Origin of the sequence: Rhizobium sp. Leaf311, assembly GCF_001423445.1 — a bacterium.
In the GTDB taxonomy this organism is placed as follows: Bacteria; Pseudomonadota; Alphaproteobacteria; order Rhizobiales; family Rhizobiaceae; genus Agrobacterium.
The window spans coordinates 652,777-677,797 of the sequence record NZ_LMNZ01000004.1; the positions used below are offsets into that span (position 1 = coordinate 652,777).

General features: G+C 57.2%; 23 protein-coding genes. 14 read left to right on the forward strand and 9 right to left on the reverse strand.

The features are described from left to right. Positions 1-598, forward strand: a 598-nt coding sequence (locus tag ASF69_RS23580; RefSeq protein WP_244475430.1) for a porin, incomplete at its 5' end; no start/stop codon positions are given. A gap of 219 nt (positions 599-817) precedes the next feature. Here ASF69_RS23580 and ASF69_RS08935 read toward each other — a convergent pair. Beyond that, on the reverse strand, positions 818-2,890 hold the full coding sequence (locus ASF69_RS08935; RefSeq protein ID WP_062587249.1) for a lytic transglycosylase domain-containing protein: 2,073 nt from the start codon (positions 2,888-2,890) through the stop codon (positions 818-820). 375 nt (positions 2,891-3,265) lie between these two features. Between ASF69_RS08935 and dapA the strand changes: the two genes are divergently transcribed. Together dapA and smpB are read left to right on the forward strand one after the other, a co-directional pair. Continuing rightward, positions 3,266-4,150: a 4-hydroxy-tetrahydrodipicolinate synthase gene (dapA, locus tag ASF69_RS08940; RefSeq protein WP_062587250.1), complete on the forward strand. Its 885-nt coding sequence runs from the start codon at positions 3,266-3,268 to the stop codon at positions 4,148-4,150. 115 nt (positions 4,151-4,265) lie between these two features. Continuing rightward, positions 4,266-4,748: an SsrA-binding protein SmpB gene (smpB, locus tag ASF69_RS08945; RefSeq protein WP_062586928.1), complete on the forward strand. Its 483-nt coding sequence runs from the start codon at positions 4,266-4,268 to the stop codon at positions 4,746-4,748. A gap of 48 nt (positions 4,749-4,796) precedes the next feature. Here the strand turns inward: smpB and ASF69_RS08950 are convergent, their stop codons facing one another. The 3 genes from ASF69_RS08950 to ASF69_RS08960 all read right to left on the reverse strand — a co-directional run bounded on the left by ASF69_RS08950 (position 4,797) and on the right by ASF69_RS08960 (position 9,322). Next, the gene (locus ASF69_RS08950; protein ID WP_062586929.1) at positions 4,797-6,833 is read right to left on the reverse strand and encodes an HWE histidine kinase domain-containing protein; all 2,037 of its coding nucleotides are present in this window, start codon (positions 6,831-6,833) and stop codon (positions 4,797-4,799) included. A 240-nt stretch (positions 6,834-7,073) separates the two neighbouring features. Next, entirely contained in the window at positions 7,074-8,570 is a 1,497-nt protein-coding gene (locus ASF69_RS08955; RefSeq protein WP_062586930.1) for a globin-coupled sensor protein, read from the reverse strand. 179 nt (positions 8,571-8,749) lie between these two features. Next, positions 8,750-9,322: an NYN domain-containing protein gene (locus ASF69_RS08960; protein WP_062586931.1), complete on the reverse strand. Its 573-nt coding sequence runs from the start codon at positions 9,320-9,322 to the stop codon at positions 8,750-8,752. A gap of 282 nt (positions 9,323-9,604) precedes the next feature. Here ASF69_RS08960 and rpoZ point away from each other — a divergent pair, with 282 nt between their 5' ends. The 11 genes from rpoZ to recO all read left to right on the forward strand — a co-directional run bounded on the left by rpoZ (position 9,605) and on the right by recO (position 18,601). Further along, positions 9,605-10,000 (forward strand): DNA-directed RNA polymerase subunit omega, encoded by a 396-nt coding sequence (rpoZ, locus tag ASF69_RS08965; protein WP_062586932.1) that lies wholly within the window; start codon positions 9,605-9,607, stop codon positions 9,998-10,000. Between the two features lie 132 nt (positions 10,001-10,132). Continuing rightward, positions 10,133-12,367, forward strand: a complete 2,235-nt coding sequence (locus tag ASF69_RS08970) for a bifunctional (p)ppGpp synthetase/guanosine-3',5'-bis(diphosphate) 3'-pyrophosphohydrolase (RefSeq protein WP_062586933.1) — start codon at positions 10,133-10,135, stop codon at positions 12,365-12,367. Between the two features lie 188 nt (positions 12,368-12,555). Continuing rightward, on the forward strand, positions 12,556-12,702 hold the full coding sequence (locus ASF69_RS08975) for a DUF3563 domain-containing protein (protein WP_082469690.1): 147 nt from the start codon (positions 12,556-12,558) through the stop codon (positions 12,700-12,702). A 120-nt stretch (positions 12,703-12,822) separates the two neighbouring features. After that, entirely contained in the window at positions 12,823-13,401 is a 579-nt protein-coding gene (locus ASF69_RS08980; protein ID WP_062586935.1) for a DUF2062 domain-containing protein, read from the forward strand. Beyond that, a complete protein-coding gene (gene acpS / locus ASF69_RS08985; RefSeq protein WP_062586936.1) occupies positions 13,398-13,802 on the forward strand; it encodes a holo-ACP synthase in 405 nt (134 codons plus the stop codon). Before ASF69_RS08980 ends, acpS begins: the two co-directional genes overlap by 4 nt. A 217-nt stretch (positions 13,803-14,019) precedes the next feature. Next, positions 14,020-14,766, forward strand: coding sequence for a signal peptidase I (gene lepB, locus ASF69_RS08990; RefSeq protein WP_062586937.1), 747 nt, complete (start codon positions 14,020-14,022; stop codon positions 14,764-14,766). Next, complete coding sequence (rnc, locus tag ASF69_RS08995) at positions 14,763-15,482, forward strand: ribonuclease III (protein ID WP_062586938.1); 720 nt, start codon at positions 14,763-14,765, stop codon at positions 15,480-15,482. Before lepB ends, rnc begins: the two co-directional genes overlap by 4 nt. A gap of 10 nt (positions 15,483-15,492) precedes the next feature. Then, entirely contained in the window at positions 15,493-16,452 is a 960-nt protein-coding gene (era, locus tag ASF69_RS09000; protein ID WP_062586939.1) for a GTPase Era, read from the forward strand. An 84-nt stretch (positions 16,453-16,536) separates the two neighbouring features. Further along, entirely contained in the window at positions 16,537-17,286 is a 750-nt protein-coding gene (locus tag ASF69_RS09005; RefSeq protein WP_062586940.1) for a Crp/Fnr family transcriptional regulator, read from the forward strand. Positions 17,287-17,436: 150 nt separating this feature from the next. Then, positions 17,437-17,799: a response regulator gene (locus ASF69_RS09010; RefSeq protein WP_062586941.1), complete on the forward strand. Its 363-nt coding sequence runs from the start codon at positions 17,437-17,439 to the stop codon at positions 17,797-17,799. 64 nt (positions 17,800-17,863) lie between these two features. Next, positions 17,864-18,601, forward strand: a complete 738-nt coding sequence (gene recO, locus ASF69_RS09015; RefSeq protein WP_062586942.1) for a DNA repair protein RecO — start codon at positions 17,864-17,866, stop codon at positions 18,599-18,601. 10 nt (positions 18,602-18,611) lie between these two features. On the opposite strand, the gene ASF69_RS09020 is transcribed toward recO, so the two are convergent. From ASF69_RS09020 to ASF69_RS09040, 5 genes are all read right to left on the reverse strand, one after another. Next, positions 18,612-19,835, reverse strand: coding sequence for an MFS transporter (locus ASF69_RS09020; protein WP_062586943.1), 1,224 nt, complete (start codon positions 19,833-19,835; stop codon positions 18,612-18,614). Between the two features lie 159 nt (positions 19,836-19,994). Beyond that, complete coding sequence (locus tag ASF69_RS09025; RefSeq protein WP_062586944.1) at positions 19,995-20,477, reverse strand: lipocalin-like domain-containing protein; 483 nt, start codon at positions 20,475-20,477, stop codon at positions 19,995-19,997. 230 nt (positions 20,478-20,707) lie between these two features. After that, complete coding sequence (locus ASF69_RS09030; protein WP_062586945.1) at positions 20,708-21,553, reverse strand: MOSC domain-containing protein; 846 nt, start codon at positions 21,551-21,553, stop codon at positions 20,708-20,710. Positions 21,554-21,560: 7 nt separating this feature from the next. Continuing rightward, positions 21,561-22,202: an HD domain-containing protein gene (locus ASF69_RS09035; protein WP_062586946.1), complete on the reverse strand. Its 642-nt coding sequence runs from the start codon at positions 22,200-22,202 to the stop codon at positions 21,561-21,563. Between the two features lie 53 nt (positions 22,203-22,255). Then, the gene (locus tag ASF69_RS09040; RefSeq protein WP_062586947.1) at positions 22,256-24,991 is read right to left on the reverse strand and encodes a DUF2339 domain-containing protein; all 2,736 of its coding nucleotides are present in this window, start codon (positions 24,989-24,991) and stop codon (positions 22,256-22,258) included. Between the last annotated feature and the right edge of the window lie 30 nt (positions 24,992-25,021).

Genomic DNA, 25,021 nt, shown 5'->3' on the forward strand with positions numbered 1-25,021 from the left:
CGATGATCTCTCCGGCGAAACAGACATCCTGTCGTCCAACACGCTGTTCAACTCTGTTCGTTACTCCTACGACGCTGGCTCTTTCGCGGCCGGTATCTCGGTTGATGAACTTGAAGGCGTAGACTTTAATGGCGACAACGAAGACAACAACGTAGGTATCGCTGGTAGCCTCGCTGCAAAGCTCGGCACTGCTGACCTTTCGCTCATCGGTGGCTATGACATCGACCGCGAAGAAGGCGCTGTTCGTCTGATCGCGACTGCTGAAATCGGTCCTGGTACACTCGGCCTCGCTGGTGTTTGGGCTTCGGGCGTCAACGCTTACTACGGCGTTTCCGAATGGGCTGTTGCTGCTGAATACGCGATCAAGGCAACCGACAAGCTCACGATCACTCCTGGCGCACAATATCTCGGCAATGTTGCTGCTGATCTCGTAGGCGTTGGTCAGGACTTCTCGAACAACGATGCTTGGACAGCTGGTTTGACTGTTGATTACAAGATCACTGACGGTCTTGCTACAAAGATCACTGCAAACTACTACGACGAAGACGGCGCAGACGACGAAGTCACCGGCTTCGTTCGCCTTCAGCGTTCGTTCTAATCTGATCTGACTTATGTCAGTGATGGAAAGCCCGGCTTTAGAGCCGGGCTTTTTTTATTTTAACGAAGCAAGGTCAAATCGCGCACGTCATCGATTTGCAGTTTGGCCGCGAGCTGCGGTGACAAAGCGGGTGCGGGTGCGCTTGGGCGAGCGGGGAGGGCGAGAGCGGACACAGCTGTCGCGCCGCCTCAAATTCTGCGTCGGCAAATATGCGGCGTTCTACCCGGAGCGGCCGTTGCGCAGGTCGGTGACGATGTCTGTTTTTTCGCCAAGGCGCGTTTTGTAGACCTGATAGTTCTCCATCACCCGCTGAACATAATTGCGGGTCTCGGGGAAGGGGATGCGTTCGATCCAATCGACAACGTCGTCGATTGATTTGCCGCGCGGGTCGCCGTAGCGATTGATCCACTCCGTTACGCGTTTTGGCCCTGCATTATAGGCTATGAAGGTGAGAATGTAGGAGCCACCGAAGCTTTCGATTTGTTCGCCAAGATAATGGGCGCCGAGGGTCGCGTTGTAACCAGCGTCGGATGTGAGTTTGGCTTGCGTGAACTCCATGCCGTGACGGCTGGCGACCCCCTTGGCTGTACCGGGCAAAAGCTGTAACAGGCCGCGGGCATTGGCGGGCGATACGGCAGAGGGGTTGAATGCGCTTTCCTGTCTGGCAATCGCATAGGCGAGCGCCTTGCCCGAGCCGGAAATATTGGCCGTGACGGGAATGACGCCGATGGGGTAGGCGAGGGCGGCTGCATCGATGCCACGACCGAAGGCAGTCTTGCCGATCTGCAGCGACACCTGGTGACTGTTCTTGCTTTCGGCGCGCGATGCGAGGATCGCCAGTTCGCCGGGACTGTCTATCTGTTCGGCAAGCGCCCGGTAAAGGCTGTCCGCACGCCAGCCGTATCCGGCACTTTCGAGTCGCTCGATGGCTCGTACGGCTTCCCGTTCGGCAAAATGCTGGCGGTCGCCTTCTGTCGGTGTCGGATAGGCGACATTGATCGTGCTCGTGCCGATTCGGGCGGCTGCGAGTTGGCCATAAAACGTGCCGGGGTGCGCGGCGGCGCGGGTGAAATAGTCACGCGCATCTCCCGGTCCGCCAGCTTCTGCGGCGCGCCCCAGCCAGTAATAGGCGCGAGACGATGACAAGGGTTTGTTTGAGGTGGCAAGAAGTGCGTTGAAGTGCTTTGCCGCTGCGGCCGGATCTTGCAGCGCTCGCAGCGCGTACCAGCCAGCATGAAATTCCGCATCCGCGACATCCACCGGCGACGTAGCGGAATGGTTGGCCGAGATCGTATAGGCTTGGGCAAAATCACCGAGGTCGGCGAGGCCACGCGCAATGATGCGGCGCTCGTTCCACCATTCGCCAGGGTTGACGAGCTTCGCCGGGTCAGTCGGCGCCTGTGCCAGAAGCTTGGCAGCGTCCTCATATTTCTGCTGATGCCGCAGGTTTTCTACGCGCGCAAACAGATAGGCGGGGTCGTTGCGAAGGGATGGTGCTACGCTGTTCAGCGCGGCCGGCGCGTTCTTGGTTCGCTGGAGCACTGCTGCCCAGGCGGTATAGAGAGATTGCGCCTTGCCGAGGTCGCCGAAACGCTTCGCCTGGCTGACACGGCTTTTATACATGAGGTAATCCATCCGCGCCTTATGGTCGGCAGCAGACAATTCGGATGGAAACTGATCCATCACGCGATCTTCCAGATCAGTATCCATCCCCTCGCTGATCCACAGCTGGCGAACGAGTTGTTGCGCCTGTGAAAGATGGCCGGAAGCCTTCATGGCCAGTGCCAAGGCCACCTTGCCCTCCGGGGTTTCCGGCGGGTTGGTGCCGAAGGCCGCAAGGACCTGAGGGGCTGGCGGGTTTTCACGCAGCAGGGCGCGTTCGGCATTTGCGCGGAAAATCGTCACGCCGGGCCAGCCTGCAAGTTCCTTCTGAGCAGTTGCAATCTCGCTAAAGGTCACATCTCTCTGCCCGGAGATAGCAATGGCCCATGTGAGAATGTGGCGGTCGAGAGCTGTGGGCGCGAGTGCGTTGCGGATGGAGACCGCACGCGCGACATCCCGGCTGGAAAGAGCATCGAGCCCGGCTTTGAGGTCGCGGACATCAAGCGGATTGTTGGGTCTGATTATGGAGCCGGTAACCTCCGGCGTTGCAGGCAGGAAGGCGGGCACCGTCGGCGCATCGGGTTTGACGAAAGGAAGGGGAACGAGGCCTTCGGGCGCAGCGCCCGCCCATGCGGTCCACACGGTTGCGGCGAGACCGGCTGCCATCAAGCTTAAAGCTGTTTTCTTCATGCCTCTACCCGCGACTTTGGAGCAGCATATAAGTGCGCCCCAACCTCCTTTAAAGCCTGCATAAAGGGAGGCTTCTTCCAGCCAGGCCCTTTTGCGGATCATACCCCTTCATTAGCGGCTTTCATCCTTAACGAAACCTTATCCATAAGCCTCGCATTCGATCAAATATCGGTCAGATGGCGTGTCTTTCACCGATGTTGCAGGGTTTTAAGCGTTGGAATGCCGCTTATGCACAAGCTCTGAAACTATTTGCATTCGAAGGCCCAAAAGGCGCTGTAAACAGCTTGTCGGTCGCTTGGCCCCACACTAATGTGACAGCGTTTTAACCAAGGAATGCGGCTGAAGCATGAACTGGCTCACCGCAAGGAGTTTTGCATGTTCAAGGGATCCATTCCCGCCCTCATTACGCCGTTCACCGCCGATGGCGCTGTGGACGAAACGGCGTTTGCCGCCCATGTGGAATGGCAAATTGCTGAAGGCAGCAGCGGCCTTGTGCCCGTCGGCACCACAGGGGAATCTCCGACCCTGTCCCATGACGAGCACAAACGTGTCGTTGAATTGTGCGTAGAAACGGCGGCCAAACGGGTTCCTGTCATCGCTGGTGCAGGCTCCAACAACACGCATGAAGCCATTGAGCTCGCGCTCCACGCGCAGGAAGTGGGGGCCGATGCCCTTCTGGTCGTCACACCCTATTACAACAAGCCAACGCAAAAGGGTCTGTTTGCGCATTTTTCCGCAATCGCCGAAGCCGTGACGCTGCCGATCATCATCTATAACATCCCGCCGCGCTCCGTCATCGACATGACGCCGGAGACGATGGGCGCGCTGGCCAAAGCTCACAAGAACATCGTTGGCGTGAAAGATGCGACCGGCAAGATCGACCGCGTCTCGGAACAGCGTATTGCCTGTGGCAAGGACTTCGTCCAATTGTCCGGCGAAGATGCGACGGCGCTTGGCTTCAACGCTCATGGCGGCGTTGGCTGTATTTCGGTGGCGGCCAATGTCGCGCCGCGTCTGTGTGCCGAGTTCCAGGCGGCGACGCTTGCGGGAGATTATGCGCGCGCCCTCGAATATCAGGACCGGCTGATGCCGCTGCATAAGGCAATCTTCATGGAGCCGGGCGTTTGCGGTACGAAATACGCTCTGTCGCGAACCCGCAATGGCAGCCGCAAGGTCCGCTCGCCACTGATGGACACGCTTGAGCCTGCAACAGAGGCAGCAATCGATGCTGCGTTGAAACACGCAGGCCTTATGCACTAGCAAGGATAGAAGGTGCGCTGGCAATTGCGCACCTTCACTTTTCGAGCCCCGGCCACTACATAGGGGGCATCGACCCGCAGATCATTGCGGCTCCAGAATATATACGGATTGAAAAATGGCCCCCAAAGGCAGTCAGCGTGTGGTGAACAAGATCGTTGCGGAAAACCGCAAGGCTCGCTTCAACTATGAAATCCTCGATACATACGAGGCTGGCATTGTGCTGACTGGAACCGAGGTGAAGTCACTGCGCGAAGGCAAGGCCAATATTGCCGAATCCTATGCATCTGACGAAGGCAATGAAATCTGGCTGATCAATTCGCATCTGCCGGAATATCTGCAGGCCAACCGTTTCAACCATGAACCGCGCCGACGCCGCAAACTTCTGCTGTCGAAGCGGGAGATCAACCGGATGCGCGTTGGCATCAACCGCGAAGGCATGACGCTTGTGCCGCTGAAGATTTACTTCAACGACAAGGGCAGGGCGAAGCTGGAACTTGCGCTCGCCAAGGGCAAGAAGCTGCACGACAAGCGCGAGACGGAGAAGGAACGGGACTGGAACCGCCAGAAATCCCGTCTTCTCAAGGGCGGCGCAAGCTAAACCGACACATCGGCGTTGCTATGTGTAGCGGGCCGCTTGATGCGGCGTCTATTCTCCAAGCTCCATAACCAGTGAGAGCGGCGCGCGGAAGGTCGCAATCAGGCCTGATGGCGTGAAGTTTTTCTCGACATCACCTGTCCCTGCGATGCCCATGCGGATAAGGCGTGAGCCAAATCCTCTACGCTCAGGCTCGGTCGCGGGTGGGCCGCCTCTCTCTTCCCATTTCAGGGTCAAAATCGGCTTTTCCGAATCGTCAGAGACATGCCAGCTAATGTTGACGGTGCCTGCGTCGGTTGAGAGTGCGCCATACTTTATGGCATTCGTTCCTAATTCATGCAGCAGCAGCGACAGTGACAGACCGGCTTTGGGACCGAGCGGAACCTCAGGGCCAGAGATGACGATCTTGCCATCGGTCGCATGAAGATGCATGACCTTGCCGATAACGTCGCGGAGCCGTGCCGTCGACCATGATTGCTGAAGCAGCACATCATGAGCAGAGCTTAGCGCGTGCAGGCGGCCGTTAAAGGCGGCGACGGCATCCTTTTCAGTGACATTGCGCAGGGTCTGTGCGGCAATCGCCTGAACGATGGAGAGCGTGTTCTTCAAGCGGTGACTGAGCTCCTGGTTCAGCAGGCGCTGTTCAGACTCGGCGTTCAACCGGGCTATTGCTGCATAGGCCCTGTCCGCGACGCCCCAGGCGAAATCCAGCTCAAGCTTGCTCCAGAAACGCGGCTTCGAATCATGCGCAAAGAGAACGCCGACGAGAACGCCGCGATCGATGATAGGAACCTTGACGAAGGAGCGGACGCCCAGCGCGACATAGGCTTCAAGATCCGCTTCCAACCAGCTTGCAGCGTTCACGTTCGGCACGGCCAAGGTGTCGCCAACATCGAGCCGGTCGATGGTTGCGGAGAATTCGTTCAAAGCGTGATGCCCGGCAATCGATGGCACGCCAGCGGCAAGCCAGTTGAATTCGACGAAGAGATTGCCCGTGGCGCTGTTGATCGATGCATAACCTGCGCGGCTGACGGAAAGGCCTTCGGCCAGAATCTCCGATGCTATGCGGGAGATGTCTTCGACTGTCTTGCCGACCCGCAGGCGGTCGCCCAATGTCAGAAGCGCTGCGATACGGGCGTCCTTGCGCTTGGAGTCGGTAACATCGATGACGACGCCGATCATCTTGGACGGTCTTCCCAGATCGTCTTCAACGAATTGCGCGCGGCGGGCGACCCAGCGAACACGCTGGTCGTTGCCACGCCGGATGCGGTATTCGACGCTCAAAGGCGCGTTGGCATCGCCGCTGCTGGCGGCTTCGGAAGCCGTCTTCTTGTCCTCGTCGATAATGAGTTTCTGAAATACGGAGGCATTATAATTGCGCTGCGAGGGGACACCGAAGATGCGGCAGAATTCCTCAGATACAATCATGTCGTTGGATTCGATATCGACTTCGAAAATGCCGATGCGGCCTGCGTCATGAGCGGCCTTGGAACGGGCGTCATTAACGAGCAGCTCTTCGTTCTTGGCTCCGACCTTGGATGCGCGGATCTGCCGTTTTGCTGAAAGACGGCGCTCCAGTGCCAGATCATGCGACATGCCCTGCATGGTGCGTCGCAACTCAAGTTGAGACATGACCTGCCTTGCCAGCGCCTGAAGAGACCGCTTCTGGTCTTCGCTCAATTGCTTCGGCTCATAGCCAAGAACGCAAACCGTGCCAATCGCCAGATCGTCGTCGGATTTGAGGAGCGCACCCGCATAGAAACGAATATTGGGTTGGCCGGTGACGAGAGGATTGCAGTTGAAGCGCGGGTCTTTGGTGGCATCTGCCACCATCATGAAATCCTGCTCAAGAATCGCTTTTGCGCAAAATGAACTGTCGATGGGCGTTTCGCGGACGCCCAAACCAACCTCTGCCTTGAAGAACTGTCTGTCCTCACCGATCAGATTGACGACTGCAATCGGCGTTCCGCAAATCGTGGAGGCGAGTTGCGCTATGTCATCGAAGTCCTGCTCACGCGGGGTATCAAGGACGTTGTAGCTTTCCAGCGCCGCCAGACGGCGTTGTTCTTTAGACGCGATACCTTCCATGGGCTTTTGTAATCTGCTGCTTTCATTGCCGCGCCGGCCCGAAGCAGCCGATCATTCGGTAATTTGATACAATAATCCGCAGCATTATCATAAGAAAAAAAGAATGAACTGAAATGTTTTGGCCATTCTCCGCAGGACTTTTTGCCAGGCCCTGGATCACGGTCCGTCAAGAAGAAAGCGCCAGCGGGAGATCAGAGCCCACTCCGGCGCTTTTCTTGCAAAATCATATGGATGGAAGCATCATGCGGCGCGGTGTTGCCGTTGTTCCTGGCGCACTGCGCCTTGCACGTTGAAGCGTCTCACAAGCTCGGCGAGATTGGTGCTGACGTCGCTAAGACCATGCGTTGCGGCATTGGTTTCCTCCACCATGGCAGCGTTTTGCTGGGTCAATTGATCCATGCTGCTGATTGCCGAATTGATCTCCTGAATGCCCATGGCTTGCTCCTGCACAGCCTGGGTAATGGCGCCGATATGTTCCTGAATGTGATCGACCTTGCCGCCAATCGAATTGAGCGCTTCACCGGTTCGGTTGACCAGCGAAACCCCGTGGGTGACATCCTGCGACGACTTGTCGATGAGAGCACGAATTTCCTTGGCGGCGTTGGCAGAGCGTTGCGCAAGTTCACGCACCTCTTGCGCCACAACGGCAAAGCCTTTTCCTGCCTCGCCAGCGCGGGCAGCCTCTACGCCGGCATTCAGGGCAAGCAGATTCGTCTGGAAGGCAATTTCATCGATGACGCTGACAATCTGGGTGATCCGCTGCGACGATTCCTCGATGGCGCTCATGGCTTCAACGGCTTCGATCACGACGTGGCGCGAGCGTTGGGCTTCTTCCGCCGAGCTCTTGACGATATCCTGCGCCTGCTGTGTGCGCTGGGCGGACTGTTTGGAAATCGTCGTGATCTGGTCCAGGGCGGCAGCCGTCTGTTCAAGAGACGCGGCTTGCTGCTCGGTGCGGCGGGCCATGTCGTCGGTGGAGGATGTCAATTCGCGGGTGTTTTCGGAGATCTTGTGTGATTCTTCGATGATCTCTGAAAAAGCGCCGGATAGCTTGGCAACGGCCATGTTGAAGTTGTTCTTGAGTTCATCGAACTCGGCGGCAAGTTTGCCGTCCAGGCGGGAGGTCAGGTCTCCCTGAGCCATATGGTTCAGCGCGTCGTTCAACATCGAAAGAACGTGCTGCTGCTCGTCTTTCATCCGCTGCTGCTCGGCCTCAGCCTTTGCTCTCTCCTCGGCGAGTGCTTCCAGATAGACCGAAATGGAATAGTCCATATCGAGAAGGGCGGCCTTGATTGCGACCGTTACGTCCTTGGCGACCTTTTTGCCTTTTTTCTCGACAAGAAAGCCCTTGAGTTCCTTTTCGACGACAGCCTTGATGATGCCTTCCAGAATGAGGGCGTAGCCGCCAATATACCAGCGCGGCTCAAGGCCCAGCCGCGCGTGGGTACGGCCGATCGCCGTGACGGCTGTTACGTAGTCGTTATCGAATGTTGCGGAGGAAATATGCGTCCAATGCTTGATCTGCATCGATTTTGCATGATTGATGTGCGCTTCGCTGCTGAAGAACCGGGCCGTATCCGGGACGGTCTTCGCCTTGCGGTAGAAGGCGTCGAGCGAACCATCGAGCGAGGCGGTAATCACTTGCTTCAATGCCGCGAGGTCTTGCCTCTGCTCGGACCCCAGGCCAAGAAATTGAAGTCTTTCGGCGAGTTGTTGTCCGCCATTTTTACCAGTCATGCGTCGTTCCCCTGAAAACCGATGCACGACCCCGTTCGTGCCAATTCCTCAAAGGAAAACACATTTATGCTTAATGATTAGCTAAAATTACGTGCGAATACATTGTAAATTCTAATTAAGTAAATTGCGCGCATCGGCGAAGATGCGCGCATTTTCCAATAGTAAGACGAAAGTATCTTTTACTCGACCGTTTCCACAGGCTCTGTGACGCGATGGGCACGTTCACTCGGATCGCGACCAATCTCTGCTTTCAATGAAAGAAGATCGATGAAGTGATCCGCCTGTCGGCGTAGATCGTCTGCAATCATCGGCGGTTGGGTCGACATTGTTGAGATGACGGAAACCTTGCGGCCCCGACGCTGAAGCGCATCAACGAGCGTCGTGAAGTCGCCGTCGCCCGAGAACAGAACGAGGTGATCGACGGTCTCCGACTGTTCCATGGCATCGACAGCAAGTTCGATATCCATGTTGCCCTTGATCTTGCGGCGACCCATGGCGTCGGTGAATTCCTTCGCGGGCTTCGTAACGACCTTGTAGCCATTATAATCCAGCCAGTCGATCAGCGGACGAATGGAGGAATACTCCTGATCCTCGATCAGCGCCGTGTAGTAATAGGCGCGCAGGAGATAGCCTCTCTTTTGAAATGCTTTCAAAAGTTTGCGGTAGTCGATGTCGAATCCCAGGCTCTTGGAAGCGGCGTAGAGATTGGCCCCATCGATAAACAGTGCAATTTTTTCGCGTGGGTCGAACATTAAAACCAAATCCTCCTAGGCGGGTGAGCCGCCAGTAATGTAGACAGTAACAGGCTTGCGAATATAAACGCGTAAGACAGTACATTATTAAGCATTCATATAAGCGTCATCATACGTCAGTCCAGCCCCTTTCCGACAATTATGGATAAAGATTAATCCAATTGTTCCAATCGCGGGCATTTGCCCACATGAATGCGGCGGATCAGGAAAAACTTGAAATCTGTGGCCAATGCCTGTATCGGGTCGGGTAATCCGCGACAAAAAGACCGCAAAGGACAGGCAATGGCCCGTGTCACAGTAGAAGATTGCATTGATAAAGTAGACAACCGTTTCGAACTGGTCCTTCTCGCCAGCCATCGTGCGCGCCAGATTTCTCAGGGCTCGCAGATCACGATCGATCGCGATAACGACAAGAACCCGGTTGTTGCGCTGCGCGAAATCGCAGACGAGACCCTGTCGCCAGACGACCTGAAGGAAGACTTGATCCATTCGCTGCAGAAGCACGTCGAAGTGGATGAGCCAGAGCCCGATCCGGTCACGATTGCGGCTGCCGGTTCTGCAAGCGACGCGGAAGATGACGACGCGCCCGAGAGCATCAACTTCGACCAGATGTCGGAAGAAGATCTTCTGGCCGGTATCGAAGGCCTTGTGCCGCCGGAAAAGAACGACGATTATTGATTTTACCGCTGCGCACCCGGCGCGACTGCCGGTTACGCTCTGTAAAGCTTTGTCGTCATAATCTGAACCCAGATTATGCAGCAGTGTGCGCCGGTCTAGATCGGCGCGCTTTTTTTTCGGGGCATCCCATACATGATGCGACAATACGAACTCGTTGAGCGGGTTCAAAAATATAAGCCTGAAGCAAACGAGGCCTTGCTGAACAAGGCCTACGTCTATGCCATGCAGAAACATGGCCAGCAGAAGCGCGCCAACGGCGATCCCTATATTTCGCATCCGCTGGAAGTGGCCGCCATTCTCACGGAAATGCATCTGGATGAATCGACGATTGCCGTTGCGCTCCTGCATGACACAATCGAAGATACGAGCGCCACGCGCGCCGAAATCGATGAGCTCTTTGGCGAGGATATTGGCCGCCTGGTCGAAGGTTTGACCAAGCTCAAGAAGCTCGACCTCGTTACCAAGAAAGCAAAGCAGGCCGAGAATCTTCGCAAATTGCTGCTGGCGATTTCCGACGACGTGCGCGTGCTTCTGGTAAAGCTGGCCGACCGTCTCCACAATATGCGCACCATGGAGCATATGCCGGAGGACAAGCGCAGCCGCATCTCCGAAGAAACCATGGAAATCTATGCCCCGCTTGCCGGGCGCATGGGTATGCAGGATATGCGCGACGAGCTGGAAGACCTGTCGTTTCGCTACCTGAACCCGGAAGCCTTCGAAACCGTGACCAAGCGGCTTCAGGATCTGGAAGAACGCAATCAGGGCCTCATCAAGAAGATCGAGGATGAGTTGCGCGAACTTCTGCTGGCGAACGGCATCGAAGGCGCCAACGTCAAGGGACGTCAGAAGAAGCCGCATTCCGTTTTCCGCAAGATGCAGTCGAAGTCGCTCTCCTTCGAGCAGCTTTCCGACGTCTATGGATTCCGCATTCTGGTCGAAGATATTCCGGCCTGCTATCGGGCGCTCGGCATTGTGCACACCAGGTGGCGCGTCGTGCCCGGTCGCTTCAAGGACTATATTTCCACACCGAAGCAGAACGATTACCGCTCGATCCACACCACCATCGTCGGCCCCTCGCGCCAGCGTATCGAATTGCAGATCAGAACCAAGCGCATGCACGAGATTGCCGAATTCGGCATCGCCGCACATTCGCTCTACAAGGACGGCGAGATCGGCGATGGCGATGTGACGTCGCCGGAATCGAATGCCTATTCCTGGCTTCGCCACACGATCGAAGCGCTGGCGGAAGGCGATAGTCCGGAAGAGTTTCTGGAGCACACCAAGCTCGAACTTTTCCAGGACCAGGTCTTCTGTTTCACGCCGAAGGGAAAGCTCATTGCTTTGCCGCGCGGCGCGACACCCATCGATTTTGCCTATGCCGTCCACACCAATATCGGCGACACCACCGTTGGTGCAAAGATCAACGGTCGCATCATGCCGCTGGTCACCCGTCTCAACAACGGCGACGAGGTGGAGATCATCCGTTCCGGCGTTCAGGTGCCGCCAGCGGCTTGGGAAGAGGTCGTGGTCACTGGCAAGGCACGTTCGGCCATTCGCCGGGCGACACGCATGGCCATCCGTAAGCAATATGCAGGCCTCGGCCACCGTATTCTCGAGCGCACATTCGAGCGCGCCGGCAAGCCATTCTCGCGTGAGGCGCTGAAACCCGTTCTGCATCGTCTGGCGCAGAAGGATGTGGAGGATGCGATTGCAGCGGTTGGGCGTGGCGAGGTTTCATCGCTCGACGTCCTGCGCGCAGTTTACCCGGACTACCAGGACGAACGCGTCACCGTGAAGATGACCGGTGACGATGGCTGGTTCAACATGCGCAGCGCGTCTGGCATGATCTTTAAGATCCCGGGCAAGTCGCGTTCTGTGCTTGAAGATGATGGCGCCACAGAGGTTCTGGACGGGCCTGACCCGCTTCCTATCCGTGGGTTGTCCGATAATGTCGAGGTCCACTTCGGCGCTGCGGGCGCTGTGCCCGGCGATCGCATTGTCGGCATCATGGAGAAGGGGAAGGGCATCACCATCTACCCGATCCAGTCTCCGGCCTTGCAGCGCTTCGATGACGAACCGGAACGCTGGATCGATGTTCGCTGGGATCTGGATGAGGCCAACAAGTCTCGTTTCATGGCGCGGGTGATGATCAATGCGCTCAACGAGCCTGGCACGCTGGCATCCGTTGCGCAATCCATTGCGACACTCGATGTGAATATTCGCGGCCTGAACATGGTGCGGATCGGCACGGATTTCTCCGAGCTCGCGCTCGATGTCGAGGTCTGGGATCTGCGGCAACTGAACCAGCTGCTATCGCAGTTGAAAGATCTCGACTGCGTCTCAACCGTCAAACGTGCCTTCGATTAAGGCAGATTTGCTCAAAGATAAGTCATTAAGGCCACCGCTATGCGCTCAGTGCATGGCAGTGGCCTTGTCCTGTCTGTAGTCATGGGCCTCTATCGGGATTATCTTCACTCCAGAAATCGAGAACAGGAAAACGGCCTGCCAGCAAAGAGCTGACGATGTGGCCGATAAATCTGGAAAAGGAAAAGAAGATGTTTGGACCGCTCCGTAAGATCGCCCGTGCCGTTCGTGGCAAGACAACTCAGGAACGCGAATTCGATTACCTGTGTGACTCAGTATCGCGCATCGACCTGGAATTCCGCCAGCGCGAAGTCGACCGCGGCATGTTCCGCAAGTAATGCAAAAATGCATACCGGCCATGCCGGTGTGGTTGTGCAAGAGCGCATTTGCGATGCGCTCTTTGTCCGGGCTGCGGTTTCGCCCTTGGCGTAATCGAAACGATGCAATAAGTTCCTCATATGCCGTTTCGCCGCCGTAAACCCGCTGGACTGTTTGAAAGATTGCGCGCCGCTGTGTGGCCGCGCATGGGCTTTCGCCGTTCGCTTCGTTATTTGAAGCTGAGGCTCGTGCGGCTGTCTGCATCTCCATATTCCGTGGCGGCGGGCGTGGCAGTGGGTGTGGCAGTCGCATGGACGCCCTTTCTGGGTGTCCACATCATCATCGCAATGGTTCTAGGTTTCCTGCTGCGAGCCAATCTGGTTGCAGCGGCCTTGGGCACGACCTTTGCCAATCCCCTTACATTTCCACTGATCTGGGCGTCGACCTGGGAACTGGGCCACCTCATTCTGGGCCGGGGGCAGGGCGATGCGTCTGCCCATGTCGATTTCATGGCGCTTTTCAGCCACATGAACTTCCTGCAACTGTGGCAGCCGGTGCTTGAGCCCATGACCGTCGGTGCAATCATTCCCGCTGCTTTCTCTGCCATTGTGGCCTATGTCAGCGTCTACGCGATCATTCGTGGTTTCAGGACGCAGAAGCAGTTGCTGCTTGCGCAGAACATCGCCAACCGCAAATCCGCATTGGGTGCCAGCGAATGATCATAGGCATGGGCAGCGATCTCATCGACATCCGTCGTATCGAGACCTCGATTTCCCGCTTCGGGGACCGTTTCACGCAGCGTTGCTTTACCGCTGTCGAGCAGGCTAAATCGGACGGACGAAAGAACCGGGCGGCGTCCTATGCCAAGCGCTTCGCGGCCAAGGAAGCCTGCTCCAAGGCCTTGGGTACAGGTATTGCGCAGGGCGTTTTCTGGAAGGACATGGGTGTGGTGAACATGCCGACCGGCAAGCCGACGATGTTGCTGACCAACGGCGCAGCGGACCACCTCGCCAGGCTTTTGCCGCCCGGCCATGAGGCCGTGATCCATCTGACCATTACGGACGAGTTTCCCTATGCGCAGGCCTTTGTCATAATCGAGGCCCTTCCGGTAACCAAATAACGTTGAATTGCGGCAAACTGTGAGCTTTCCGCCTGTCCGCTCACGTGGAAACGCTTTCTTTTATTATTGAAACGCTCTAAAGCATGTCCCGCAAAACTGCGCAGAATTTTGCGAAGCGCCCTGTGCAGAATATTGATTTCAAGTCCGCGGGATTTTTTCACGCGGCAGGCTCTACGCAAGTCCGTTGAAAATGAAGCACGAGCAGGCAGGTCTTTAAGTGTCCGAAAAAGCTGAAAAAAAGCAAAGCGCCCTCTGGGAAAACGTTAAGGTCATCGTTCAGGCATTGTTGCTGGCGATGGTTATCCGCACGGTGCTTTTCCAGCCTTTCACCATTCCGTCCGGCTCCATGATGCCGACCCTGCTGGTGGGAGACTACCTGTTCGTCAACAAATTTTCTTACGGCTATTCGAAATATTCGCTGCCATTCTCTCCGAACCTGTTTTCCGGTCGTATCCTTCAGTTCAGCCAACCTGAACGGGGTGATGTCGTAGTGTTCCGCCTGCCGCCGAACCCTGAAGTGGATTACATCAAGCGCCTCGTCGGTCTGCCTGGCGATCGCATTCAGGTCACCAATGGCGTGCTGTTCGTCAACGGCACGGCCGTTCCAAAGCAACCCGATGGCGTCTTCACCTCGGATTACCGTGCCGATCCCGGCGCCAACGTTCCGGTTTTCCGCGAGACGCTGGACAACGGCGTGACGTTCGACACGCTGGACCAGTCACCGGATTCCCGCGGCGATAACACCCGTGAATTCATCGTGCCTGAAGGCCATTACTTCATGATGGGCGACAACCGCGACAATTCGCTCGACAGCCGTTTCGACGTCGGTTTCGTGCCTGCAGAAAATCTGATTGGCCGTGCAAGCGTGATCTTCTTCTCGCTGGGCAACGATACGCCATTCAGCCGTGTCTGGGACTGGCCAGCTAACATGCGTTGGGATCGCCTGTTCAAGGTCGTCCAATGAGCAAGATAAAGCCGCTTTCATTGGAGGAAATCGGTCGTCTGGAAGCGCTCATCGGTTATAACTTCAGGGAAAAGGCGCGCCTGGACCGTGCATTGACCCATGCGAGCGCGCGATCCGCCAAAGCGGGCAACTATGAGCGGCTGGAGTTTCTCGGAGATCGCGTACTGGGTCTGTGCGTGGCAGAGCTTCTGTTTTCGACCTTTCGCTCCGCCACCGAAGGCGAGCTTTCCATACGGCTCAACCAGTTGGTCAGTGCGGATTCCTGCGCGGCTATTGCTGACGAGATGGAGTTGCATCTGTTCATCCGCACCGGTTCCGACGTCAAGAAGCTGACCGGCAAGACCATGCTGAACGTGCGCGCTGACGTGGTGGAGAGCCTCATCGCCACCATCTATCTCGACGGTGGGCTGGAGCCTGCCCGCCAGTTCATTTTGAAATACTGGCAAAAGCGTGCAACCAAGGTCGATGCCGGACGCCGTGATGCAAAGACCGAGTTGCAGGAGTGGGCGCACGCAAAATTTGCGGCCACGCCTCTTTACAGGATTGACGGGCGTACCGGACCGGATCACGATCCGAGCTTCACGGTAACGGTGGAAATACCCGGTCTGCCGCCTGAAACAGGCGTGGACCGCTCCAAGCGCGCTGCGGAGCAGGTGGCAGCGACCAGACTATTGGAACGCGAAGGCGTCTGGCAGAAACCATCTGCCGCAAACTGATTGGACACTTATGACAGAGAACGAATTCAACGCCGCGCCGGAAAACGAAGATGGTCCGGACGCTGGCGAAACCAGACCGACCCATTCCGGCTTTGTCGCGTTGATTGGCCCGACAAATGCTGGCAAGTCTACGCTCGTCAACCGACTGGTTGGCGCGAAGGTGTCGATTGTCAGCCACAAGGTGCAGACGACGCGCGCCGTCATGCGCGGCATCGCCATCCACAACAACGCCCAGATCGTCTTCATGGACACGCCCGGTATCTTCAAGCCGCGCCGCAGGCTCGACCGAGCCATGGTCACATCGGCCTGGGGCGGTGCCAAGGATGCGGATGTCATCCTGTTGCTGATCGACAGCGAACGCGGCCTCAAGGGTGACGCCCAGACTATTCTGGAAGGCCTGAAGGATGTGAAGCAGACGAAGATTCTCTGCCTCAACAAGATCGATCAGGTGCAGCGCGAGGATCTTTTGAAGCTTGCGGCCGCCGCCAACGAAGTCGTTTCTTTCGATCGCACCTTCATGATCTCCGCCACCAACGGCTCCGGTTGCGACGATCTGATGAACTATCTCTCGGAAGAACTGCCGCAGGGCCCCTGGTATTACCCTGAAGACCAGATTTCAGATTTGCCCATGCGTCAGCTGGCGGCAGAAATCACCCGCGAGAAGCTTTTCCTGCGCCTTCATCAGGAGCTTCCTTACGCTTCCCACGTCGAAACAGAGAAATGGGAAGAGCGCAAGGATGGCTCCGTTCGCATCGAGCAGGTCATCTATGTGGAGCGCGACAGCCAGAAGAAAATCGCACTCGGCAAGGGCGGCGAAGCCATCAAGGCAATTTCGACCGCATCCCGCAAGGAGCTGTCGGAAATTCTGGAGCAGCCCGTGCACCTCTTCCTGTTTGTGAAGGTGCGTGAAAACTGGGGTGACGACCCGGAACGGTTCAGGGAAATGGGTCTCGAGTTTCCACGGAACTGAGACTTTGCAGCATTGCCGGGAGGGGCGCCGGGATGACGCCTCTAATACACGTTTCGAGTTTGTTGTTGCTGCTGGAAGGTCAGATTGCTCAAAAAGCCCAATGGAATCTCAACGACTCCCTGCGAGCAATGTCCTTTGCGCGGCCTGACCCATTTCCGGGATTTCACGCCGCCCGAACTCGATTTCGTTTCCCGGTTCAAGACCGGCGAACTGTCGGTCGAACCGGGGGCCATCGTGCTGATGGAAGGCTCCCACAGCGCCCATCTCTATACCGTTCTGGAAGGCTGGGGATTTCGCTACAAGACGCTCGAAGACGGGCGTCGGCAAATCCTGAACTATCTCATGCCGGGTGATCTGGTCGGGTTGCAGGGAACCGTCATGGGGGAAATGCAGCATTCCATCGAGGCGCTTTCTCCGGTGACCCTCTGCGTCTTCGAGCGCGGTCGTCTTCACAGCCTCTTTGCTGATCATCCGTCGCTGGCCTATGACATAACCTGGATTGCGGCGAGCGAAGAGCGGATGCTCGACAGTCACCTGTTGAGCGTTGGACGACGCACCGCCCTTGAGCGGGCGGCCTATCTTCTTGCGTTTCTTTACGACAAGGCGGTAAGGGTGGGGCTGATGGAAAAGGATATGGCTATCCCCGTCACGCAACAGCATGTTGCCGACACTTTGGGCCTGTCCATCGTCCACACCAACAAGACGCTTCGAAAGCTCGCCGACCGGGATTTTATCCGCTGGACGGACAAGGGCTGTCTCGTGCTCGATCATGTCGGTCTTGCACAGGCCGCAGGTTGGCACCCGGACAACCGCGGGGCGAGACCTTTTATTTAGATGTCGCTGATGTATTCTCGATTTGTTCCGCTATGTCTTTTTTAAATGACTAGTGTGAGTCGATCTGCGATGTCATAAATTATTGATCCCAAGAACCCTTGGGAATGTATTGCTGTCGCGGTTTGTTCCGCGTCTTGAGGAAGATAAAGAATGATCCCTCAGCGGGTTCTCGTCGTGGAGGACGAATATCTGGTTGCGATGGACGTGGAAACGTCCCTTCAGGCCATGGGTGTCGACACCATCGATATCGCGACCACGTTGTTTCAGGCCAAGGAATCACTTTCGCGGGCAAAGCCGGATTGTGTGCTTCTCGACGTCAGCCTGTCGGACGGCATGAGCTATGAACTGGCGCGGCATCTTCGAGATCACTCCATTCCATTCGGTTTTGTCAGTGGCTATGGCGATACCAGCGGCTTTCCGCCGGACTTTGCCAATTCGCATCTGCTCGATAAGCCCTTTGGCGAGGTGGAGCTGAAGGCATTCGTTTCCCGTATCATGGCTGTCGAAAGTTAAGCATCGCTTTGCCGGATTGGGTATAGTCCTTTCTCCGAACCGGCAATGTTAAGCGACCCATTCCATGCAGTGGCAAGACGAGGCAATCATTCTGGGCGTCAAGCGCCATGGCGAAACGAGCGTCATCGCAGAGCTGATGACGCGCAGCCGTGGCCGACATCTTGGCATGGTAAGGGCCGGACGGTCGCGCACAATGCAGCCGGTGCTTCAACCCGGCAACAGGGTCGATGTGACCTGGCGCGCACGTCTGCATGATCACCTCGGTGAATACCGCATAGAGCCGCTGCAATTGCGCGCCGCGCAGCTGATGGAAACCGCAACGGCAGTGTATGGCGTGCAAGCCATGGCGTCTCTGCTGCGGCTGCTGCCAGAGCGTGATCCTCATCCCCATCTGTTTGAAGCCCTGGATGTCATTCTCGACAACCTGTCCGACCCTGCGGATGCAGGCGAGCTCTTTGTACGCTTTGAACTGGCGGTGTTGGACGATCTTGGTTTTGGGCTTGATCTCAGCGAGTGTGCCGCAACGGGCCTGCGTAACGATCTTGTCTATGTCTCTCCCAAAACGGGCAGGGCGGTCTGCCGCGCGGCGGGTGCGCCCTATGCCTCGCGCATGTTGGCGCTGCCGCCATTTTTAAGCGTTGAGCAATCAAAGGCAGCCGATCGCGAAAGTCTGGCCGCCGCATTCCGGCTGACGGGACATTTTCTGCACCGTCATGTCTATGAGCCACGGGGCATCAACGAAAATGCCACCCGCGACGGTTTCGTGCAGGCGGCATTGAAAGCTCTGGAAAAAGCCGGTTGATCGAGGCCGTTCAGGCCACGGCAGGTCTCGCGATGGCGCGTTCCTCGATGGGCCAGTGCACGATGGCGGCGAAGATGCCCATGGCAACGCCGAGCCACCACACGACATCGTAAGAGCCGAGCTTGTCGTAAAGGAAACCACCCAGCCATACGCCGAGGAAAGAGCCGACCTGGTGCGAAAGGAATACGACGCCGCCAAGCATTCCAAGGTGACGGGTTCCGAACATGATGGCCACAAGGCCGTTTGTCGGTGGCACCGTCGAGAGCCACAACACGCCCATCACGGCCGCAAATATGATGACCGACAGGGGAGACTGCGGCAGCAGCAGAAAGGCCGTAACGGCTATCGAGCGGCCAATATATATGTAGGCGAGGAGATAGGGCTTCGAGTATCTCTGCGCGACGAAGCCCGCGATGAGAGAACCGGCGATGTTGAAGAAGCCGATCAGCGCCATGGCAATGACCGCGTAGCGCGGCTCAATACCGATATCTCCGAGATAGGCCGGGAAATGCGCGGTGATGAAGGCGACCTGAAAGCCGCAAACGAAAAAGCCGGTCGTTAGCAGCAGATAGCTCTTGTGTCCGAGGGCTTCTTTCAACGCCTGGGCTGCGGTCTGTTGAAATTGCGCCTGGGACTGGCTTCCCGATGACGAATTGCCGCGCAGGGGCCAAGCGAGAAGCGGCACGATCAGCATCATGGCGGCGAGCCAGACAAGGCTGTCCGACCATCCATAGCTGGAAATCAGGCCTTGGCTGATGGGCGCGAAGATGAACATGCCAGCAGAACCGGCTGCCGTGCCGATGCCGAATGCCATGGAGCGCTGTTCCGGCGTGACATGCCGGGCAAAGGCCGAGAGAATGACGCTGAACGAGCCCGCCGCGATGCCGAGGCCGACCAGCACGCCGCCGCCAAGATGCAGCCATAGCGGCGATGTACCGACCGACATGCAGACAAGACCTGTCGCATAGATCAAGCCGGACAGAACAAGCACACGCGCCGTGCCATATTTATCCGCCAGCGCGCCAAAGAAGGGCTGGCCAAGACCCCAGAAAAGGTTCTGCAACGCCATGGCAAAGCCGAATGTGGAGCGGTCCCAGCCCGTATCTGCCAGCATGGGCAACTGGAAAAAGCCCATGGCCGAGCGTGGCCCGAAGGTCAGCACCGCAATCAGGGACCCGGCGACAATAATGAGCCATGGCATGGGTTGGCTGGCGACTCGTTTTGCAATGGACATGGATGTTCCTCAGTAGATGAGAAACATTAGCATCGATCGCCGATCTCTCCAGCAACTTTTCTTGAAGATTGAATGAGAGCGCTTGATGGGTTGGTGCATGTTCCAGTCACGCTCCCTGAAAGGCTCCAGCTGCTAATGGAGCCCTTCTGGAAACAAGTGTTATTTGTCGCGCGTAAAGGTAATGATCGATCGCGTCGTGCCGGGCCAATTCGGCATCTGTCTCCAGGGAGTTAATACTTCCAGACGTTCGCCATTGCGACGGAATTCGCGGCATTGCGTGGTGCCGACCCATTCAGGGTTCCATGATGCTTCGACATGAGTACACCATTCATTCTTCTTGGTTTTCTCGATGCCGGTATAGGCAACCAACGTGTTCAGCAGCGCAGCCTTATCTGCATCCGTGCTACCAGCCTTTCTCCCTTCGCCGGTCAGTACGAAGGAAACACGGTGATCAGCTGTGAAAATAACGCGTCCTGTCGGATGGTCGCCCATTGCGGGGATTTTTTTGCCGGTAGCCTGGGATTCGACCTCATAGCTTACAAGTTTCCATGAGCCTGTTAGAGAAGTATCGTCAGCCTTGGCCTGCCCATTTGACAGACAAAAAGATGCAATTACAGCTACCGGCCAGAGTTTAAATTTCATCTTATTTAGAGCCTTTAAATATTAGTCACGTTGTTATTGGTGTGTGCAGTGCTAACGCCACGTGAAATAAAACAAGTAAAGGCAAAGTGTGGAAAATCGTAAATAAACGACTTAGAAATTAAGAATAATCATAAAGTCTCTATGGGATGTCGACCTTCCAAAATAGTGAATCGTCAAGTGGCGGCATTCGATAGCTGTCCCTGTTGAACAGACTGGAAGGGGGATGATGCTTATCCCCGCCGCTTGAGTGGCCAGCCTTCTTCCCGCTCTTCCACAATCTTCGCTATGTCTCCAACTGCAATCGATCCTTCGCCACGCGGCGTCACGTTCCAGCCGAACAACACGCCGGGCACGCGGCGGTCGGCAGACATGCGCAGGCGACCCATGGCTTTCATGGGGGAGGGTACATCGCGGGAGCCGGTTGTCTGATCCTGCGTGGTCATGATGCAGCGGGTGCAGGGTTTGACGAGGTCAAGCCGGATGCCGTTGATTTCGAGCGATGCCCAGCGGTCTTCCGCCCATGCTTCATTCGTTTCCAGCACGATGTTGGCGCGAAAACGCTCCATCCCGACGCGGTCTTCACCATTGGCGGCCATATCTGCATTGAGGGCAGCAAGCGAAGCCGTGGTGGTGACGAGGATCTGGTAGCCGTCGGAGAATGTGACGGGCGTTTCGTCTCCTGCCCACTCCGGGTTGGCGATGCGGCGTGACTGCTCATCGAAGAAGACGAGCTTTACATCGCGGCCGAGCCAGCTGGAGAGCGTTTCATTCGCCTCATCCGTGGCGAGGGCCGCGTCGATGACGGATTTCCACACGGTCGCATCGAGCCGCTTTTCGGATGGTTTGGCGAGAATCTCGCCCTTGCCCTCGGCAGAGATCCGCAAGCCGCCCTGTTCGGGCACCACGCTGACCGTCGCGAGAGCCTGCATTTCGCGTTGGGTGATGAAGTGCCCGGAGGGGTCAACCAGCACCGCGCGACGGTCTCCAGCCAAACCCTCGGCGGTGATTTGGCTCTGCGCCAGCGAGATGCCGCGGGCGCTTTTCAAAGGGTAGATGTTGAGTTCCGTAATGCGCATGGCTGCCTCAAATCTCGTCCAGAAACAGGGTCAGAACCTGTTGCAGACGTTCGTGCCGTTCTTTTGCCAATTGCCGCCCGGCTTGCGTCCGGAAGCCATCGGCAAGCTTGAACAGCTTGTTTTCGAAGTGGTCTATGGCAAATCGCCGATCATCCAGCGGGCGGTTTTCTGCCAGCGGATCTTCGGGGTCGTAGAGGGCAGAGCCCATGCGCCCGGCGATGTAGAAACAGCGCGCGGCACCAACCATGCCGATGGCATCCAGCCGGTCCGCATCCTGTAGAATTTTTGCTTCCAGCGTTTCAGGGGCAATATTGGCGGAAAAACTGTGAGCCAGAATGGCGTGGGCGACGGCCTCGATATCCGTCTCTTCCCAGCGCAGGTCCCGGAGCAGGCCGCAAGCCTTTTCCGCTGCCAGTCGCGACGCCTGCGCGCGCAGTGGCGAGTTCTTTTCCACGGCAACGCAGTCATGCAGCAGCACGCTTGCCGCCAGCACCGTTCCATTGCCGCCTTCTTGCCCATGAATACGCATGGCATTGCGAAACACGCGGTGAATGTGGGCCAGATCGTGCGATCCGTCATCGCCTTGCGTGGCGTGGGGGATCAGCGTTTCGGCAAGCTGCTCGTAAGGCGAAAAGGCATCTGCCCGCATGTGATTCCCCCGTCATGAAAGATGCTTTTAGGACGGGGAAAAGGCAGGCGCAATCACCCCCGCGCTTCCTGCGTCTTTGGCTGGGCGGTGAGTATCTTCTGGTAGAACAGGCCAATACCGATCAGGACCACGCCAAGACCGATGAAAGACAAAGCCCGCAGTACACCTTCCAGATTGCTCATATCGATGAGGAATGCCTTGGCGACGGCGAGCAGCACCAGGGCAGCTGAGGCAAGGCGCAGGCTTTTGGCGTTGAAGCGGGAACCCAGCAACAGCAGCAGAACGCCAATGACCAGCCAGACAACGGAATAGCTGTAGGTTTCTCCCTGTAGAAAACCTTTCCAGTCGGCGATGTTTTCACCCTGCCAGAAACGGCGGACCGAGAGTGTCGCCCAGGCAAAGCCAAGTGCCGCGCCGGAAAGGGCCAGCATCGCGACATAAGCGGCGGGGCGTTTGCCGCGCGCATACCAGGCAAGCCCGCCATAGGCCGCAGCCGGCATCAGATAGGCGATGAGCAGCAGGTTGAGGAACGGCCACGGCCCGGTATTTTCGCCGGTAAAATAGGGGTTCAGGGCAAAGAAATGGGCCACCAGCACATTGAACATGGCAATGACGCCCGCCAGCATGGAGCCATAGCGAAAGATGGGGCTCGGGCTTTTCAGATCCAGCGTCATCAGCACGCCTGACATGCCGATGGTCAGCAGCGTGTAGATGGATTGTTCGCCAAGCGTTGGCGCAGCGTCGTTCAACACGCCGCCATTCATGGCGTGACGAACGAGAATGGCGATGGTCAAAAGACCCATGAGGCTGGCTATGGCCTGCAGGACGTTTCTTGCCCGAGCGCCCGGCCAGTTGCGCAGCAGCCATGCGGAGGCGATAGCCAGCAAGGCGGGTAGGCCGTAACCGGGCAGAAGCGCGTTGAAGACCGGCGTTGTGCCGAGGTTCTGCGGACCGACGATGGTAGGCTCCCACGCAATGCGGCCAAGAACGAAGACGCAGGCCAGCGCCATGGCAAAGGGCAGGGCGTGCCAGCGCAGTCTCAGGCCGCCAAGCAGGTAGGCAAAGCCGACGACGGAAATAAGGATGGTGGTCGCCAGACCCGATGTCAGCGTATGAACGACAAAGACCATCGCCAGGAACGAGCCAAGCGACATGATGTTGAGGGGTGCTGTAAACGCCTCATCGTCTTTCTTGCTCAGCCAGTAGGCACGGCCAAACAGCAGCAGCGCCGCAGCCAGACCATAGGCCGCGTGCAGCCAGTCGCGCGTCAGGTTGCCATATTCCACGAAACTGATGATGCCGAGACCGAGCGGCACGATGGAGCCGAGAACAGCCCACAGGATGCCGAAGGAGCGATCCCTCGAAGACATGCGCCGGACGGCCTCTATGGAGAACAGCAGGAAGATAACGCCCATGACCCGCGTGATGGTGCCCTGCACGGCGGTGTCGACCCCGGGTGCCGAAAGTGCGGTGCTGCCGTCACCCAGTGTGGGAAGGTAGTTGACCCCGAAGCCAGCCAGAAGATTGGCGCAGCCGAGGGCTGCCAGCGATGCGAAGATGGCAGGCCAGACCGCGTGGTTGCGCCCGGCACCATATGCCGCCAGCCCAAGCACCAGAACTGCCATGGCATAAGCCGGATGCATCGTAATTCCGGTCTCGATGACGGAAAAGGCGAGCGCGGGCAGGACAATTGCCATAGAAAGCGTGATGTTGATGCTCAGTGGCGCCCGGCTCATGAGATCGGTCACAATCGATCGGCCAGCGACGCCCGGTTGCGTATCTTCTTCGATATTTTGCGGCTCGCTCAAGTATTTTCCGGGCCATATCCAGATCGATCCGGCGATCATGGCAATCAGGCTGGCAATGACAGGCTCGGCTTCGATCAATGGCGCAAAGACCATATAGCCTAAAGCCCAGAGACCAAGGCCCACATTGGCAAGAGTAGGGACCACATACCAGCGTTGGCTGCGCGATGCCGCAGCTGTCGCAAGCCATGATGCGGTAAGATAGCCGAAGAGTGCCCAGATGTTCGGGTTTTCGGTGGAAATCAACAAGGGTGTGACCATGGAGCCAAGCAGGCCGAGACCCGCCAGCGCCTGCCCATGCAGCAGCGACAGGCCAAGTGTTGCGAAGCCGACAATCGCCAACAGAAGGAAAGCCGTTGTCGGGCCGATATAGCCATAAATGCCATAGGCGGCATAGGTGACGCCGAACAGTGTCAGAGCGCCAGCTGCCGTCAGCACGCCGGGAATCATGGCGTTGGAGTAGGCGCTTGCAATGTCAGGCAAGACCTTGCGCCGGACGGCTTCACCGGCGGCGGCCAGCAGCAGGCCGAAGATTGCAGCCATGGCCAGCCGGACGCCTGGGCTCAGAAGGCCGCTTTCAATGGAATATTTGACGAGGAATATGCCACCCAGCGCCAGCGCCAGACCACCGGCCCAAACCGCCCAACGCGCGCCGAGCCTGCTTTCAAAGCTTTCCTTCTGACGTTGCGGAGCTGGTTCTTCGGTGGTTGCGGGGCCGTCTTCCACAGTCGTTGCGACTGCGGGCAGGGCTTCCTCCGAAGCCTTTGCAGCTATGGGCAAAGCCTCTTCCGTCGTCGATGGGTCAGTTGCTTCCATCGAAACAGTTTCGCCGGGCAATTCAGGCGCAGTCGCAAGCTTTGACTTGAGAGCCTTCAGTTCCGCTTCGACGATTTCAAGCCGCCGCGAGTTTTTTATGCTCGCATTCAGCGTGTAGAAAAACGCCACGATATAGGCCAGCAAAAGCAGCAACAGGAATGCGGTCATAAGAACTCCGGATATGATCCTGTTTTTTAA